Origin of the sequence: Legionella nagasakiensis (assembly GCF_900639915.1) — a bacterium.
In the GTDB taxonomy this organism is placed as follows: Bacteria; Pseudomonadota; Gammaproteobacteria; order Legionellales; family Legionellaceae; genus Legionella_A; species Legionella_A nagasakiensis.
Genome location: NZ_CAAAID010000004.1, coordinates 170219 through 187863, shown reverse-complemented (window position 1 = coordinate 187863; position 17645 = coordinate 170219). Strand labels below are relative to the sequence as shown.

Below are 17645 nucleotides of genomic sequence, written 5' to 3'. Positions count from 1 at the left end.
GTTTATGAGGAGTTCCTATGGGAATAAGCGGAATCAGTCCATTGTCATTATTATTAATCTTTTTGATTGTTATTGTTTTATTCGGAACCAATAAAATTAAAAACATAGGATCAGATTTGGGAGCAGCCATTAAAAGTTTTCGTCGTGCGTTGAATGAGGAAGAGGATAAGAAACCATGAGTTTTGGGGAGTTATTGCTTATTGTGTTTGTTGCACTTTTAGTGTTCGGTCCTTCCAAGCTGCCTATGCTTGCTAAGCATCTGGCAAAACTGGTTCGTGTTCTGAATCATTACCAAAAGGAACTGTCCCAGTTTTGGCAGTCCCAACTCAAGGAACACCAATTGCAAGAAAATCTGAAAAAAGCACAACAAGCGGATTTGGCCTATAAGTCGCACAATACAGATTCGGAAAAAATTGAGCCGCGCCTCTGAGGACTTGCTGCGCAAACGCTTGACTGTGTGCCGTTTAAGTTTGTGGCATTAAGGCATTTTGGGTTGTAAAAAAACAGTAAGCAAAATGCCCATTTCATATAGAAGACAAAGCGGAATGGCCAACATCACTTGTGAAAAAACATCCGGCGGCGTCAAGAGCATTCCTACCGTAAATGCGGCAACAATAACATAAGGTCTGATGGTTTTTAATGTGGCGACTTGCAGCAATTGCAGGCGTACCAGGAGCAAACATAATAAGGGAACCTGAAAAGAGAGCCCAAAAATGAATAGCATGCGGGTAATAAAATCCACAGCATAAGCCATATCCGGCAGAAAGCGCACCTCAGCAGGCATGGCGGTGACAAAAAACTGCAGCATAAGCGGTAAGACAATATAAAAGCAAAATAAAACGCCAATCATAAAAAGCAGCAAGCTGATGGTTATCAACATGCGTAAATTTTGGCGCTCATGATGATAAAGACCTGGTGCAACAAATCCCCAGACTTGATACAGCGCAAAAGGCGTCGTAGCCAACAATGCCGCATCGGCTGCCAAGCGCAGTGGCGTTATCAAGGGAGACGTTATCTGGGTGGCAATTAATCCATTATGTCCTGGCAACGCCTTTAGTAAAGGGGACACCACCCAGTGAAATAAATCATGGGCGCTAAAAAAAAATAGAATAAACAAGGCCAGAAAAGCCGATGCGATATGCAAAAGGCGGCGTCGAAGTTCAATGAGATGATTTAACATAAACGTCCTGATTATGTAATTCAAGAGATAATGTCACGAATTCAATATAAAACAATAAGTTTGGAGCCAACATTTCCGCTTTTCCTTCAAAAAAATACTTCAACTTTATAGCCAGTTATCTTACTCTATACAGGAGTAATTCCCATGTAAATTGCATAGCACTTATGGGAGTTATTGCAAACATTGTATTAACTCCTCCCCTTATTAAGGGAGGCTGGGAGGGATTTCTTACATGGCAATCAATGCATTATAATTTCTCGTAACTTGATCGTGTGAGTTGATTAATAAAAGAATTTTCTTTTTAAAAGATTTCCTTATATATCCTTCCTAACTTTCCTTAATAAAGGGAGGAATAATTTTTGATTTATCCAACAAAGCTGCGCTTATGGGCAACGGGATTCTGCTAGCATAGCCGGGTACCAATGATAATAAGGAATTCTCTAATTCATGGCTAAACTGTTTCGCGAAAAAAGCCTCGAACGTTTAAATGACCCTGAGCGGCTGGATCAAATTTTTCGTATTGTCTCTCCTTTAAACTGGGTGATTCTTGCCGTATTGCTCACGTTGTTAATTGCCGGATTAATATGGGGATTTTTTGGCAGTATTGCTACACGGGTGCATGGAAATGGTATTTTGGTCAGCCGTGGCCAGCAGATTTATGATGCGGTGTCTCAGACGGAAGGGCGAATTGCAGCGATTTTGGTGCGTGTGGGCGATACGGTGAAGAAAGGCCAACCAGTCGCCCAACTGGAGCTACCGGTACAGGAATTAGAACTGACTAATAAAAAAGAAGAACTTGCGGGGTTAAAGAACCAGCTCGAAGAGTTAAATCAATTCGTTGCCAAGGATTTACACCTGTTGCGTGAGCAGAATAAAGAATTGCAGGAAAATTGGCAAAAGGACTTACAAAATGCCAATCTGCATCTTAAATTTTTACAAGAAGCTATTGAAGCGCGTGAAAAACTGGTGGGGCGTGGGACTATTAGCCGTCAGGAAATGGCAGATTTGAAAAGCCGCTATTATAAAGAATTGCAGGAAAGGGATGCCATTGCCAACAAGATGACGCAGAATAAAATTGAAACCCAACGCCATATAGAACAAAACCAGGAGCGCTTGCGCCAATTGCGTAATACCATATTACGTACTGCCCATGAATACGTGGCCATGAAGCGCCGCATACAAGTGACAAGCACGGTGAAAAGTCCTGTCGCGGGTATTGTCATTGAAGTCATTGGCAAGCCGGGGCATATTGTCAAGCATGGAGAAATTCTGGTTGACATTGAAGGATTTGCTGAAATCATCGATGCTGCAATCTATGTTCCTGCGGCCGAAGGCAAAAACATCCGCCAGGGCATGGTGGCCCATGTTGTACCTACCACAGTAAAAAAACAGGAGTATGGCAGCATTATTGGCAGGGTGGTTTTTGTGTCGCGCTTTCCCAGCAGTGAGGCAGGCATGATGGGAGTACTTGCCAATGAGCAGCTGGTGCGCGATTTTGCGAAAACCGGACCGCAGCTTTTTGCCCGCGTTGATTTGGTTGAAGCCAATACACCCAGTGGTTACCAATGGACGTCTTCCCGGGGGCCTGATCTTGAAATCAGCAATGGTACATTGTGTACCGTGGAAGTCACGACAAAAACCCAGGCTCCGATTACGCTTATTATCCCGGCATTGAAACATTTATTAGGCGTTGATTAAAATCATGTTGGTGAATTTATTTTCAACTCGAATCAAAACCCCAACTCGGCTGCAAATGGAAGCTGTGGAATGTGGTGCGGTTGCGCTGGGGATTATTCTGTCTTATCACGGACGCTGGTTGCCTCTGGATGTCTTGCGCAGCGACTGCGGTGTGTCGCGTGATGGTAGCCGTGCTGATAATATTTATCGGGCGGCAGAGAAACACGGCATGAAAGTCAGCGCTTACAGCTTAGAGCTGCAAGAAGTGAAAAATTATTATTTACCGGCAATTATTCACTGGGAGTTTAATCATTTTGTGGTGTTGGAAGCGGTAACGGATAAGTATGTCTATATTAATGATCCAGCTAACGGCGCCAGAAAATTAACCTGGAGTGAATTTGATGATGGATTCACGGGCATCTTTCTGGAGTTAAAGCCCGATAAGAACTTTCAAAAATACGGACAAAAACCACGTATATTGCCGGGTTTACTGCGACGGTTGCGCCATTCTAAATCTGCGGTTTGCTTTGTGATCCTGACGACATTGGCTCTGGCTGTTCCTGGCATTGCTATCCCGGGGATCACCAAAATTTTCATTGATAATGTGCTGGTGCAGCAGATGCAAGGATGGTTGCGGCCAGTATTGATTGGCCTATTACTTGCCGCAATATTCCAAGGTATATTGACCTGGCTGCAGCAATCCTTACTGATGCGTCTTGAAATTAAGCTATCGGTTGTGAATGCTTCTGAATTTTTCTGGCATTTGCTGCGTCTGCCCATGGCTTTTTTTTCTCAGCGCTATATAGGCGATATTCAGCAGCGCCTGCAATCCAGTGATGCAGTAGCTAAACTTGTCTCACAGCAATTTGGAACGAATGCCGTCAATGTTTTATTGACACTGATTTACCTGATTGTGCTGCTGCTGTTAAGTGTTCCTTTGGCCATCATCGCCGTACTTTTGACGTCCTTAAACGCGGTGGTCTTAATGCTTATTAACAAAAAGAGGGCAGATGAAAGTCATCGTCAAACCAAAGCCATGAATAAAATGATGAGTACGGCCATCAGTGGCTTACAAATGATTGAAACTTATAAAGCATCCGGTGCTGAAACTGACTTTTTTAGAAAATTTTCCGGACAACATGCCAATTATCTTCAGGCCGAACAACGTCTGGGCATTGTTCGCGATACTATTTCAGTTATTCCCAATGTGTTGAGTCTTTTAGGGAATACGGCCATTTTAGGCTTTGGCGGGTGGCTGGTTATTCAAGGGAAGATGACCATTGGAACGGTGATTGGTTTTCAGATGCTCTATGGTAATTTTAATCAACCAATCAGCAACTTGGTGATGATGGCAGGAATGCTTCAGGAAACCATTGCTGATTTGTTCCGGATTGACGATGTGGTGAGCCATAAGGAAGCCGCGCGCTATCATCCGATTAAAAAATCGCTTGTTTCCTCTAGCGATAAATTGATCGGACATGTGAAATTTGACGATGTAACCTTTGGCTACAGCCCATTGGCTGAGCCTTTATTAACTAATTTTTGCCTTGAAATTAGGCCTGGAAGACGTGTTGCATTGGTAGGTGGTTCAGGCAGTGGAAAATCGACCATTGGGAAACTTCTGGCTGGCCATTATGAGGCCTGGTCAGGGCAAATTTCAATTGATGGTGTTGTTTTGGCAAAGATACCCAATGAAGTACGCACCCGCTCCATTGCCAGTGTTGATCAGGAAATGCAGTTTTTTGAAGCTAGTTTGAAAGATAATCTTACTTTATGGGATCCCATCTTCAGTGATGAAGACATTCACACTGCCTGCCGGATGGCATTAATTCATGAAACCATTGCCGAACAGCGGGCAGAAGGCTATGAAAGCATCATTAAGGAAGGTGGAAGCAATTTTAGTGGTGGTCAACGTCAGCGTCTGGAAATTGCTCGTGCGCTCTTACAAAAGCCCAGTGTATTGATATTGGATGAAGCGACATCCGCACTGGATCCCAAAATGGAGCAAATCATTGATAATAATATCCGCTTTCTTGGATGTACTGTATTAGTGATTTCGCATCGACTGAGCACTATTCGTGACTGTGATGAAATTATTGTTTTGGATAGAGGACAGGTGGTTGAAAGAGGCACCCATAAGCAATTAATGGCAAAACAGGGAATGTATAGCCAACTTCTGGCAACTGAGGCATAAAGATGACGATGAGAGATGCAGCCAAAGAAAAAATTCATATGATTGATTTAGGCGAATTGAGTTGTCATAGCATTTCCCATCATTATCGTATTCTGGAAGGGATTGTGGATTTGTTTTTATCGCCTGTTCAGGGAAAAGATAAAGGCAAGCGCTATCCTGTAGGCCGGCTTGGTGTTGGAGGAATTGTGGTGGGTTTGCAGGAGGCGCTTTCGGAGCCGACTTGGGCATTGATAGCAAGCGGGACCCCGGATGCAATTCTGCAAGCCATGAGCTGGGAAGAGGTGGCGCAAGCTATAGAAGATGAAACCAAGCAGGAGGCAATCTTGCAAGCATTGTCCATCTGGAAGCAGCAATTTATTGCCTATTTGAACATTCATAAAATAAAAGATAACGAAGAGGCTAACCTGCGGGAAAGTATTGACGCGAAATATATACAAACACGTGTCTTAAATTTTTATCGCACGATTTATCCGCAATTGCTCAAAGCAACTCGTCTTGATGATCTTAAAGAGTTGCAGCATGCCAAAAATTTAAAAAAAATTGAAGAAGAGGCGCTTAAACGCAGCTATCAAGATATGCTGTCTATTTTGGGTGAAATCCCGGTCATTCATAAATCATCGGCGCAAGATACTCTGACTCCTTGTATGGCTCATGTGGCGGAATTTTATGAAATGATCATTCCTGAACACCATGCTATCCGCAATTTAGAGGATGTGACGCAAGCCACCGGCATCCAATTTAGAGAAATTAATTTGAGCGGAGAATGGTGGCGTACTGCAACTAGCCCGCTGTTGCTGCAATCCAGAGATGAGAAATATTTTTGCATTGCGTTGCCTCGTCGTGGCGGTTATGAATTAATTGACCCAGCAAATCAGGTGCGCGAGCGACTCATTGCCGAAAAAGCAAAAATGTTTAAAGCGATTGCCTGGCAGGCTTACCGCCCTTTGCCACAGAAAAAGCTGGATTTAAGAAGCATTGTGCCGTTTTCCTTTTGGGGCGCGAAACTGGATTTGCTGCGCTTAGGAATCGTGGGCTCTTTGGCGGCTCTGCTTAGTTTGGCTACTCCTTGGTTTACTGGTTATATTTTTGATTATGTCGTACCTAATGGAGAAAAAGGGCAATTATTGCAAATTCTACTGGCCTTGGTGGTCGCGGCGTTTGCTGCCGGACTATTTGAATTGGTGCGGGCGATTTCCGTGCTGCGTTTAAGTGGGAAAATGAATCTCAATCTTGAGATAGGCATCTGGGATCGCTTAATCCGACTTCCTGTAGGGTTTTTTAAGCAATTTACTACCGGAGAGCTAACCATTCGAGCTATGGCCGCTAGCGGCATGCGCCATGTGATAGCCGGCGTGGCAATTTCTTCTATATTAAGCGGCGTTTTTTCGCTATTTAGCTTTATTTTGTTATTTTATTATGATGTGAAGCTTGCGCTCATCGCCACGGGTGGGACGTTGCTTTTATGTGGCTTCACCATCGTTGTGAGTCTTCGCCAGTTTTCATATTATAAAGTCATGCAAGACAAGCTCGCCAAACTTTCCGGAATGGTGGTACAGCTATTAACCGGCATTGCCAAAATCCAGGCTGGCGGTAAGGAGAAAATGGCATTTGCCCAATGGGCAAACCGTAATACTGCTATTAAATCAGAAGGTTACCATGCCAATTGGCTAAATGCGACACTTGCAACGTTTAATGTCGTATGGTTGCCACTGTTGTCGTTGTTGATTTTTGCCTACATCAGTAGGCTCGAGGAGCAGTTGAGCTTAGGCTCCTTTTTGGCTTTTAACGCCGCATTAGGACAATTTACTGCGGGAATGGTGGGTTTGACCAATGCTTTTAGTGCAGTCATTCAGAGCATTCCTATGCTTAAGCAGATGATGCCTATTATTGAGCGTTTACCTGAAGTGCATAGTGGTAAGACGGATCCGGGCGAATTAAGTGGTAAAATTGAAGTCAATGATTTGGTGTTTCGTTATGCCCAGGAAGGCCCCATGATTCTAAAAGGCGTTTCATTTATTGCCGAGGCAGGCCAATATATTGCAATTACGGGGCCATCGGGGTCGGGGAAATCCACTTTATTTCGCTTGCTTCTGGGATTTGAACAAGCGTTACAAGGCAGTATTTTTTTTGATGAACATGATATGGCACAATTAAATCCGCAACGGGTACGGCAACAGTGTGGTGTGGTTTTACAAAACAGCATGCTAATGCCTGGTAGTCTTTTTGAAAATATTGTAGGCTCGGCGCCGCTTACCCTGCAAGATGCAATGCAGGCGGCAGAACGTGCCGGTATGCGCGCAGATATTGAAGCCATGCCAATGGGAATGCATACTATGGTTTCTGAGCGTGGAGGAACCTTGTCTGGCGGGCAAAGACAGCGAGTTTTGATTGCAAGAGCTTTGGCCAGAAATCCTAAAATTCTCTTTTTTGATGAAGCAACCAGTGCACTGGATAATCGCACTCAAAGTATTGTGATTCGCAGTTTGGAAGCCTTGGCTGTTACCCGTATTGTTATTGCTCACCGCCTAACCACTATTCAAAAAGCTGATTTAATCCTGGTCATGGACAATGGTGAGCTTGTGCAACAGGGAACTTATTCGCAGTTGATGTCAAGCCCTGGGTTATTTAAACAAATGGCTGAAAGGCAACTGGCCGAGGAATGAGTACTATGCATCATCGTCCGCGCAAGCGTTTTGGTCAAAATTTTTTGCAAAGTCCGCAAATCATTGCGGCCATTTTACAGGCTTTTAATCCGAAACCCGATGATCGAGTCGTGGAGATAGGTCCTGGACAAGGTGCTTTAACACGTCCTCTTTTGAAGCATTTGCATGCGCTCACAGCGATTGAAATCGATAAAGATTTACAAGCGCAATTGCAGACGATGCCGGAGGCGTCGAGAAAATTGCGCCTGATTGATGCCGATGCATTAATGGTTGATTATAGTCAATTTGGTGATTCGCTTAGGTTAATTGGCAATTTACCTTATAATATCTCCACGCCGTTACTCCTCCATTTGCTGCATTACACGGAACATATTCAAGATATGCATTTTATGTTGCAAAAAGAAGTGGTGGAACGTTTGGCTGCCTCCCCTGGCACCAAAGATTATGGGCGTTTAACCGTCATGGTGCAATATTATTGCGAGGTAGAGCATTTGTTTAATGTGCCTGCTGACGTATTTTATCCCAAGCCCAAGGTTGAGTCGGCTGTTTTGCGTCTTACCCCGTATCAGACTTCGCCTTATCCTTTTATTCATTTTTCTCTCCTTGAGCGTTTGCTGGCGCAGGCATTTGCCATGCGACGGAAAACCTTAGCAAATAACTTAAAACCGCTCATCAGTCCCTCTGAAATAAGTGCGCTCGGCATTAATTCAACATTAAGACCTGAGCAAATCTCTATTGCCGAGTATGTTCAAATAGCGAAATTTGTTGCCAAATAGTGTATACTTCGCTCGGACAGAAAATAAGAATCTGTCTTCATAGTCTACTATTTCGGCCTAAATTCGTTGATTTTATGCGGCCCACTGCTCATACTTAATAGGTATGCTCCGCTGCGATCCTCTAAACTCAACGCATTTCGTCTCACCCGAACGACTCTGAAGACAGGTTCTAAATAACTCGCTTTAAAAAGTATAATAATAGGGATAATGGGTAAGGTATTTTTAAGGTCAGGAGGTTACCTTGTTTCACCGTTATAGTAAAAAAGCAAAGTCGACCAGTTCCAAGCCATTAAAAGATTTAACTGCAATTGAATCACCGGCACAGCTGTTGGCTGACAGTAAAAGACAAGAATTACTTGAGAAGATTGAATTATCGAGTGGGCTCGAACCGTCACGTTTTGAGCTGCTTTGTGCACCTTTAATTCATAATTTGATTAACCATTGTCAACGTTTACCTGAAACTTCAAATAGCTATTACGCTTTGCCTGCTGGCATACTCGATCATGCTTTAAATCGTACGGAGGCGGCACTACATCTTTTTAGAGAATATGTATTGCAAGAAGGCACAGAATTATCTGAAGAGCAAAAATTATGGACGTATGCTTTATTTTCTGCAGGTATGTTGCAGGGCATTGGGAAATTGCAAAGTAATTATAGCGTCGAATTATTTGACTTAAATGGACAGCAATTAAAGACTTGGAATCCATTGCTGGAAAGCATGTCATCGGTTGGCAGATATTATCATTTTGAATTTCAAAAAGAGCCTGAAGAGGAGCTGCGTCGTCGTTTAAATTTACTGTTGGGGCGAGCGTTAATGCCGACCTCTGGGTTTTCCTGGATAGCTGGTAATCCACAAGTATTGGCTGTATGGCTTGCGCTTCTTAATGAAGATTGGCAATCTGCGGGTACGTTGGGTGCGATTTTGATTCGTGCGGATGCCATTGCGATTCAGCGATACTTCAGTGAGTTTTTAATTCGAAATATGGCTGGCCGTGGAGGTCGAGGGAATCGAATTTCGACGTTTATTGATTCGACGCCAGAGTCATTGATTGAAAAAGAGCGATTGATTGGCATGGAGTTTATCAAGTGGTTAACAACGGCCTTGGAAAAAGGCCAGATCATGATCAATAAAGCCCCGTTATTTATGGTTCCCGGCGGTATGTTGATGTGTGCAGATATATTTAAATACTTCATACGCGAGCATCCTGAGTTTAAAAACTGGCAAGCCATACAAAAAGGTTTTTTATCATTGGGGTTGCACCGTATGGCTGCTGATGGTCAGGTTATTTCTCGCTTTGAACAAGCCAAAAACCAACAAATGGTCAGTGGCATCGTTGTTTCAGACTATGCGATTGTTTTACCGAATCAAGTCAAGGTTCATAATTTAAATACGGGAAAAATAACCGAACAATCTGCCACTGAATTAGTTAATATGGCGCAGCACAGCAGCCATTTTACGCAAAAACAGGCTGGGATAACCTCGGAGCCACTTCGTCACTTGGCTTCCAATGGCCAATGGCAAGTTGTGAACGCTTCTGCAGCCTTAGTGAAGCTTGGAAATAAACATAATGGCTGATTATGTTATTGGCGATGTGCAAGGTTGCTATGATCCTTTACAGCGTTTACTTGAACGGGTGGATTTTGATGAACGTAAGGATAGGCTTTGGTTCGTAGGGGATTTGGTTAATCGTGGACCCCAATCACTCGCCGTATTGCGTTTTATTAAACAATTACCCCAAAAATCACGAATTACACTCGGCAATCATGATCTACATCTTTTGAATCGGCTGTTTTGCAAAAATACCCAAGTTAATTCGGATGATACATTGCGAGAAATCATAGAAGCACCTGAACGTGATGAGTTGGGACATTGGCTGCGTAAGCAAGACATTTTAATTTATGATAAAGCGTTGAATATTGTGATGTGTCATGCTGGCATTGCACCGATGTGGACTTTGTCGCAGGCAATGCAATTGGCAGAAGAGGTGGAATATGCCTTACGTGGTGATTATTATGAGGAATTTTTATCCCATATGTATGGTAACGAGCCAGACTTATGGTCTGCGAATTTAAGTGGTACAACAAGATTACGAGTTATTTGTAATTATTTTACTCGCATGCGATTTTGTGATGAACAAGGACGCTTATGCTTTAACTATAAAGGCACTGTGAGTAATGCACCGAAGAATCTTTATCCTTGGTATGCGGTTCCCCAGCGCCATGAAATTTCAGCGGATATTGTCTTTGGTCATTGGGCAGCTTTGCTGGGTCAATGCCCTCATCCTAGGATTTATGCGATTGACACAGGTTGTCTTTGGGGAGGGCAGTTAACGGCGCTGCGCTTGCAAGACAGACAGTGTTTTGCGGTGCCAGGATTGGTAGGAAATGAATGAATTGGAAAGCTGTCACTAAGATTTGCTGGATGACCAGTGCATTTTTCTTTAATGGCGAAGCAATTTCTGCATGTGATTCGGCAAATCCAGGTGTGCCTGAAACATCCTTGTTTCGTTGGGTCAATGATCCGGCCTCTGAAATGCAGCGAATTATGGTTGCTGAGGAGCGTTTGGATAAAGCAATCAAGAATCCGGAATATATGCTGGAACATTGGATAGAATTGCCGACCTCTCCAAAACCACGGTCAACCAAAACACAATTTTTAAGTCTCAGAGAAGCAATTTTATTAGCCCTGCGCTACAATCCCAATATTCAGAATGCAGAACTTGATCGGATTATTCAGCGCTATCAGTTGCGTTTAGCGGAAAATCAGTTCGAAGTGCAGTATGCTCTGGCAGGAAGCGCGCAGATTGAAAAAAGCCATTACAGTGGTGTTGGCAGTGCAACGACAAAAAGTTCAATACTGACGCCCGAAATAGACTTAAAAACCAAACTAGGCACCGATTTATCGTTGAAAATGGATAATAATGTTGCGGCAACCGGTAATTATAATCCTTTACTTAATTTTTCTATTTCTCAACCACTGCTGCGAGGATTTGGCAAAGCGGTTAACGAAGCTGGATTGCTGAATGCCCAAGATAATGAATGGTTAAATAAACTAAATCTGCAGCAGTCCATTATTGATCAGATCACTCAGGTGATTACCAGCTATCGTGCGTTAATTTTAAGCGGTAATAATTTGCAAAACGAACGGCGGCAATTGGAAGAAGCTAAAAAAACCTATGAAATTAATGAAAAGAAAATAAAAGCAGGGCAACTTGAACCGACGGCAAATATTCAGCAATCATACCAAGTTGAGTCGTTAAATTTGATGGTGGAGCAAGCAGAAAATGATTTTATAAATGCTTCTCAAGAGTTACTGCAAACCATTGGACTTGATCCGGCATTGAAATTAGCCGTTCCTAGTGATGTTTCTTTAGGAAAAATTATCATCCCTGATGTTGAAGAATCCATTGAAACAGCTTTAAATCACAATACCCAGTATTTAGCGCTAAAAATGGCGCTTCGTGCTGATGAAAGAGCATACATCGTTGCCAAAAATCAGCAATTGTGGCAATTGAATCTGAATGCTAATGTGCAAACCGGAACTTTGAATAGCGTGGACAGTAACGGTCGGGGTCTTTTGGGCATTTACAATGGCCGTAATACCATTGAATCGGCGGGCGTAACGCTGACGATTCCTATTAATGATCTTGGCCGTCGCGATCAGTTAATTACCGCCAAAGTCAAACTGGAAAAAGATCGTTTAAATTTAATTGCAGCTAAACGTGCCCTGATAACGAACATTAAAAACACCATCAACAATATACAAAGCCAAGCGAAACGTTATGAATTGGCCATGAGACAAGTTAAATTAGCTGCACAATCTTATGCTTTGGAGAAGAAAAAACAACAGGCCGGTATTGCAAGCTCGTTGGATGTTAACAATACCCAGAATCAATTATTACAAGCACAGAATGGACTCATCAATGCAAAAATAGCTTATTTGAATCAGGTCTCTGCATTGCAGCGCATGTTGGGAACGACGCTAGAAGACTGGCAAATAAAACTTAGATATTGCGGATAAAAATGAGAATGACTCAGGTAAAAAGAAAATCTAGAAGATATGTGGTCGATATGATTGGCAAACTAGCTGTCTTGATATTTTGTTCATGCATTGTTGTGGCTTGCAGCAAGCCTTCGACCAATAAAAATACTACAAAAGTGTATCAGGTGAAAGCGGAAAATATCCATAAAACGTTACATTTTACCGGGATCATGCAGCCATTGAAGGAAAACACACTGACTAGCCCGGTGGATGCGGTTATAGAAGTTATGCATTATCACTATGGTCAGAACGTTAAAAAAAACGAGGTGGTATTTACGCTAAATTCTCCCGAACTGCAAAAACAATATAATGAAATATTGACGGATTATTTGAAAGCAAAAGATACGTATACGGTGGCACAAGCCAAATTTGTGGGAACGGAAGATTTATGGCAGGCGGGGCTTCTTTCCAAAAATAATTATCTTAGTGAAAGATCCAGCCTAAATAATGCGCGTGTGACGCTGATGCAGGCAACACGTAAGTTATCGGAAATGCTTGAGAAGATGGATGATGGCACAGGGCAGAATCTTTCGTCTTTAAGTTTTTCAGCGTTTGATAAAGTACGGCTCGCTTTGACTGCTAAACATAATATGATTCACTTAAAGGCGTCCGGTGATGGCGTGCTCTTGTATCCGCCAAAATCAAATGATGACAAAACGGGGAAGCTGACGGTCGGAACAGCAATCAAAGCAGGTCAAGTACTCGCGCTGATTGGCGACATGAGCGGCGTTCGTGTAGAAATTGATATCCCTGAGGTGGATATTGATAAAGTTAAACCAGGAATGCCCGCAATTGTCCGCAGCATTGCTTTTCCCAAGGAAGAACTTAAGGGAAAATTAATTGCTGTTAATGCTCAGGCTTCAATGACGAGCACAGCGACGTTGCCATCATTTACCGCGATTGTAGAAGTCAAACATTTAACGCCTCAACAACAGGCTTGGGTAAAAGTAGGTCTGAGTGCCTCTATCGAATTGTCTGCGGATAGTGCAGACAAGTTAATCATCCCTATCGCGGCTGTGAAGTTGAAATCTGGAAAAAGTGTGGTGCAATTACAAGAAAAAAATGGCGCATGTCGGTTACAGGAAATAACCACGGGAATTGCATTGGTTGATAAAGTCGTGATTGATTCTGGCTTAAAGCCAGGAGACGTTGTGGTTTATGATTAGGTTTTATGATGTCACTTATCTCATTGACTGATATTGTTAAACGATATCGGATAGGTCATGTCGAGAGTACTGTTTTAAAGCAGGTCTCATTGACGGTAAAACAAGGCGATATGTTGGCTGTTGTTGGGGCTTCTGGTTCAGGTAAATCAACTTTAATGAATATCATTGGTTTATTGGATAAGGCCGATGAAGGCCAATATGTTTTGCAAGGCCGAGATATTGCTGGTTTAAGTCAGGATGAGTTGGCCATATTGCGCAATCAAAATATTGGATTTGTATTTCAGCAGTTTAATTTATTATCACGGTTTACTGCTGTACAAAATGTCAGCCTACCTCTGACGTATCGTTCAGTTTCGTCGGCAAAAATAAAGCAAACAGTGTATGAGGCCTTACGCCGTGTTGGCATGGAATCCTATGCTGATCATCGCCCACCGCAATTATCCGGTGGTCAGCAGCAACGTATAGCAATTGCCCGTGCTTTGGTTGGCGAACCACAGGTTATTCTTGCCGATGAGCCGACGGGTGCTTTGGATTCTAAGACTGGAAAAGAAATTATGAAATTATTTTTAACCTTGCATGATGAAGGACGTACGATTATTTTGGTGACTCATGATGAGCAGGTTGCAACACTGTGTTCGCGGCGAATTACTTTAGCCGATGGTCAAATTGTTGCAGAAGCGGGAAATGAGTCATGACGCTTAACCGTCATTGTCGCCAGGCTTTGGTTAACATCATGGCGGCAAAATTAAGATCATTTCTGGCTGTCTTGGGGATATTGGTGGGGACGGCCGCAGTGGTCGCATTAATGAGCTGCGGCCAGTTGGCTACTGAAAAAGCGCTGGCACAGTTTAAGGCATTGGGCACGGATTTGCTTTCCGTTTCTGTTTATCAAAAAGCCTCCAGCCAGAATCAAAGTAGACAGGATAATATCTCGGTTGAACAGTGGAGACAATTGCCTGACATGCTTCCCGCCGTCTTAAAAATTGCTCCTTATGGTACTACCTATCAAATGATGAGTTTTCAAGGGAAAATGGTCAATGGTGCCGTGATTGGGGCGGATGAGACGTTAGCCGATATTGTCCATATTCGCTTGGCTAGAGGGAATTTTGTTTCATTTGTAGAATCGTTTGAACACTATTGTGTCATTGGTAATGAGCTGGCACGGCAATTAGCCTCGACTAGCCTCGAGGAACCTCTTGGGAAACAACTTCGTATTGGACAGGCATTGTATACGATCATTGGCGTGGCAATGCCCTGGCAGGAAAATGGTTTTTTTAATGAGGATGTAAATCGGGCCGTTATTATTCCAATAGCTGGTATGGCGCTGGTCAATAAAGAGATTAAAATTAATAATGCGGTATTGCTATTAAGTTCAGACAGTAAAATTGATGAGGTGATTGAACAATTAAAGCAAATCATTGAGCGGCAAGCTCCTTCATTGAATGTTTTTATCCGCAGTGCCAAACAAATCGTGGCCAGCATGGAAAATCAAGGTCGCATTTTTACCATGTTGCTTGCCATTATTGGGAGTATTTCCTTATTGGTAGGAGGCATTGGCGTTATGAATGTGATGCTGGTGTCTGTTAGCGAACGTAAAAAAGAAATTGGCATTCGTAAAGCAGTCGGGGCAAAAAATGGGGAAATTCAAACGCTTTTTTTAGTAGAATCGGTGCTATTGTCGCTATTGGGTGGTTTTTTAGGGGTGTTTCTTGGTTTGCTATTCACATGGTTTGTTGCTTATTTTAATCATTGGGCGTTTACTTTGTATTTACTGCCACCGCTCGCAGGTTTTGTCGTTTCTGTTGCGATAGGCGTATTTTTTGGCTTTTATCCCGCCCGGCGCGCGGCTTTGTTAGAGCCTATGATGTCTTTACGAGCGGCATTATAACTCCTGATCTTGTTAATAAGCTCTATGAGGGGAACTAGGGCTGGTATATTTTGACGGTATCTTTGCCGGATTTTTTAGCAGCGTATAACGCTTCATCAGCGGCGCTCATTAATCCTTCTGCCTTGTCTGCATGCGTCGGGGCTTCAGCAATACCTGCCGATAATGTTATTTGCGGTAAGAGGTGGCCTTGTAAATGTAATTGACTGTTTTTTATTTGTTCACACAGTTGTTCTATTCGTTGGCGTGCGTCATTCAAGCGGGCATCAATTAAGATAATTACAAATTCATCCCCTCCTAAACGACATACAATATCTCCCGCTCTGATTGCTTGTTGTAAATGACTTCCTACGAATTTTAGTGCTTCATCTCCTGCTTCGTGACCGTATTCGTCATTGAGTTTTTTAAAGCCATCGATATCTATCATGGCAATGGATAATAAGCTTTTATGACGTTTTATTTGCTCTAGTTCACGTGGCAAGGTTTCGTCTAGATAGCGGCGGTTAAATAGACCTGTCAATACATCGCGTATGGCTTGAAAACGCAATGCTTCGCGCAAATAAATATTTGCTAAAGCAAGTTTAATGTTTTCACTGAAGGTTATGGCTAATTGTTGCTGTTTATTGTTAATGCTTTTCTTTAAGCAATGCAAGTCAAGAAGACCGATGGTTTCACCGCGTACAAGGAGCGGCAAATGAATATAACCTCCAGTTGGGATCGTAGTATAGTGGCGGCAAAGTATGGAATTTTCAGTGTTATCAACAACATACATGTTGCCATTCCGCAAGGCCCAGCAATCGTTGGGGAGAAATTCTGATTGTAAAATGCGATGCTCTCCCCACTGGCGGACCGTTGCCAACTGGCCTTGTGTTTTATTGTAAATAGATAGCCCGCCACTTAGCGATGGAAATAATTCTTTTGCCATAATGTAGATGATAGAATAAGCTTCTTCCGCATCTTGGCAGGTCAGCAGTAATTCATTCATTTTATTAAGCAGTATGTTTTCATGTTCTCGTTGTCGAAGTTCGACCAAGGTCACCGACATTTGTTCATTCAAAGCCGCCATTGTTTTTTCATCTTGTTTGCGGGGGCTGATGTCTTGTATTTGAGAAATTACATTCAAGGGGTTACCGTGACTATCATGTATTAATGAAGCATTTAGCAGCACCCATACCACATGCCCATCTTTATGAAGATAACGGCTTTCATGCTGATATTGTTTAATTTCGCCATGGATAAGTCGTTGTTCCAGTGCTTCTTCTTTTGTCAAATCTTCTGGATGAATGATGTCTTTATTGGTCAGCTGTTTTATTTCTTCTTTGTCATAACCGAGCGTTTCACATAATGCATGGTTGCCTTGTAATAATTTTCCGGCCAAGGTTTTTATGGACATCCCTATGGGTGCATGTTCAACAGCATTGCGAAACCGTTCTTCGCTTTGTTGCAGTAATTCAGTTAATTTTTTTTGATTGCGAATATCTTTTTCAATAAACCCACACATTTTATTGAATGTATGGCCTAAGGTTTCTAGTTCATTTTTAGCTCTAATGTCATTACGGATGCTGTAGTCACCATTTGCTACTTTCTCAGCTTGTTGATGCAATTCTTGGATAGGATAAACAATGTGTCGGCTGGTGTAACGGTAGGCGCGGATACAAAGAAGGAGGGCGAATAATATAACAATTTGAAAAATATATAAAATATTTTGTTGTCTAGTGTGTAAGGTTGTGAATTCTTGCGCTCGTTTTTTATTGTCAGGGTCAAGGCTGTCTATGTAGTTAAAGGTTTTTTCTGCAAGTAGGGTTAATTCATTAATGTTTTTTCCAGTTTTTTGGAAAATTCGATTCTGATTATAGATGGCGTACAAGACGAGGATATATAGGAGAAGGAAAAATACAATTGTGATGATGATTACGGTGCGGTAGAAGGCGCTGATGGTTGGCGTTCTAAAAGACTTCATGATAAAGGCTTTAATGATTCTTTTATGATTCATTTATAATTACAGGCTCGCACTAAAGTTTCAACTATTATGGCCGATGCCATGATTGAAAGATTTTTATGC

Annotated in this window: 14 protein-coding genes; 12 read left to right on the top strand and 2 right to left on the bottom strand. The window is 42.4% G+C overall.

Going from position 1 to position 17645, the window contains the following annotated elements:
* The first annotated feature begins 17 nt into the window (after positions 1–17).
* The gene (tatA, locus tag E1O52_RS05270) at positions 18–179 is read left to right on the top strand and encodes a twin-arginine translocase TatA/TatE family subunit (RefSeq protein WP_133127656.1); all 162 of its coding nucleotides are present in this window, start codon (positions 18–20) and stop codon (positions 177–179) included.
* Complete coding sequence (locus E1O52_RS05265) at positions 176–430, top strand: Sec-independent protein translocase subunit TatA/TatB (RefSeq protein ID WP_133127655.1); 255 nt, start codon at positions 176–178, stop codon at positions 428–430. The genes tatA and E1O52_RS05265 overlap by 4 nt, the downstream gene beginning before the upstream one ends.
* 48 nt (positions 431–478) lie before the next feature.
* Here E1O52_RS05265 and tatC read toward each other — a convergent pair whose 3' ends face one another.
* The gene (tatC, locus tag E1O52_RS05260) at positions 479–1180 is read right to left on the bottom strand and encodes a twin-arginine translocase subunit TatC (protein ID WP_133127654.1); all 702 of its coding nucleotides are present in this window, start codon (positions 1178–1180) and stop codon (positions 479–481) included.
* 447 nt (positions 1181–1627) lie between these two features.
* Here tatC and E1O52_RS05255 point away from each other — a divergent pair, with 447 nt between their 5' ends.
* The 10 genes from E1O52_RS05255 to E1O52_RS05210 all read left to right on the top strand — a co-directional run bounded on the left by E1O52_RS05255 (position 1628) and on the right by E1O52_RS05210 (position 15586).
* Positions 1628–2878, top strand: a complete 1251-nt coding sequence (locus tag E1O52_RS05255; protein WP_133127653.1) for an NHLP bacteriocin system secretion protein — start codon at positions 1628–1630, stop codon at positions 2876–2878.
* Between the two features lie 4 nt (positions 2879–2882).
* The gene (locus tag E1O52_RS05250) at positions 2883–5051 is read left to right on the top strand and encodes an NHLP family bacteriocin export ABC transporter peptidase/permease/ATPase subunit (RefSeq protein ID WP_133127652.1); all 2169 of its coding nucleotides are present in this window, start codon (positions 2883–2885) and stop codon (positions 5049–5051) included.
* Positions 5052–5053: 2 nt separating this feature from the next.
* Positions 5054–7714, top strand: a complete 2661-nt coding sequence (locus E1O52_RS05245) for an NHLP bacteriocin export ABC transporter permease/ATPase subunit (protein ID WP_133127651.1) — start codon at positions 5054–5056, stop codon at positions 7712–7714.
* A 5-nt stretch (positions 7715–7719) separates the two neighbouring features.
* Complete coding sequence (gene rsmA / locus E1O52_RS05240; RefSeq protein WP_133127650.1) at positions 7720–8490, top strand: 16S rRNA (adenine(1518)-N(6)/adenine(1519)-N(6))-dimethyltransferase RsmA; 771 nt, start codon at positions 7720–7722, stop codon at positions 8488–8490.
* A gap of 241 nt (positions 8491–8731) precedes the next feature.
* Positions 8732–10066 carry a conjugal transfer nickase/helicase domain-containing protein gene (locus E1O52_RS05235; RefSeq protein WP_133127649.1) on the top strand — a complete coding sequence of 445 codons (1335 nt, stop codon included), beginning with the start codon at positions 8732–8734 and terminating at the stop codon, positions 10064–10066.
* Complete coding sequence (locus E1O52_RS05230) at positions 10059–10883, top strand: symmetrical bis(5'-nucleosyl)-tetraphosphatase (RefSeq protein WP_133127648.1); 825 nt, start codon at positions 10059–10061, stop codon at positions 10881–10883. The genes E1O52_RS05235 and E1O52_RS05230 overlap by 8 nt, the downstream gene beginning before the upstream one ends.
* Positions 10884–10912: 29 nt before the next feature.
* Positions 10913–12511 (top strand): TolC family protein, encoded by a 1599-nt coding sequence (locus E1O52_RS05225; RefSeq protein ID WP_133127734.1) that lies wholly within the window; start codon positions 10913–10915, stop codon positions 12509–12511.
* An 8-nt stretch (positions 12512–12519) separates the two neighbouring features.
* Positions 12520–13698 (top strand): efflux RND transporter periplasmic adaptor subunit, encoded by a 1179-nt coding sequence (locus E1O52_RS05220; protein WP_242602165.1) that lies wholly within the window; start codon positions 12520–12522, stop codon positions 13696–13698.
* A gap of 5 nt (positions 13699–13703) precedes the next feature.
* A complete protein-coding gene (locus E1O52_RS05215; protein WP_133127647.1) occupies positions 13704–14393 on the top strand; it encodes an ABC transporter ATP-binding protein in 690 nt (229 codons plus the stop codon).
* The gene (locus E1O52_RS05210; protein WP_133127646.1) at positions 14390–15586 is read left to right on the top strand and encodes an ABC transporter permease; all 1197 of its coding nucleotides are present in this window, start codon (positions 14390–14392) and stop codon (positions 15584–15586) included. The genes E1O52_RS05215 and E1O52_RS05210 overlap by 4 nt, the downstream gene beginning before the upstream one ends.
* Before the next feature lie 34 nt (positions 15587–15620).
* Here the strand turns inward: E1O52_RS05210 and E1O52_RS05205 are convergent, their stop codons facing one another.
* Complete coding sequence (locus tag E1O52_RS05205; protein ID WP_133127645.1) at positions 15621–17576, bottom strand: diguanylate cyclase; 1956 nt, start codon at positions 17574–17576, stop codon at positions 15621–15623.
* Positions 17577–17645 lie beyond the last annotated feature (69 nt).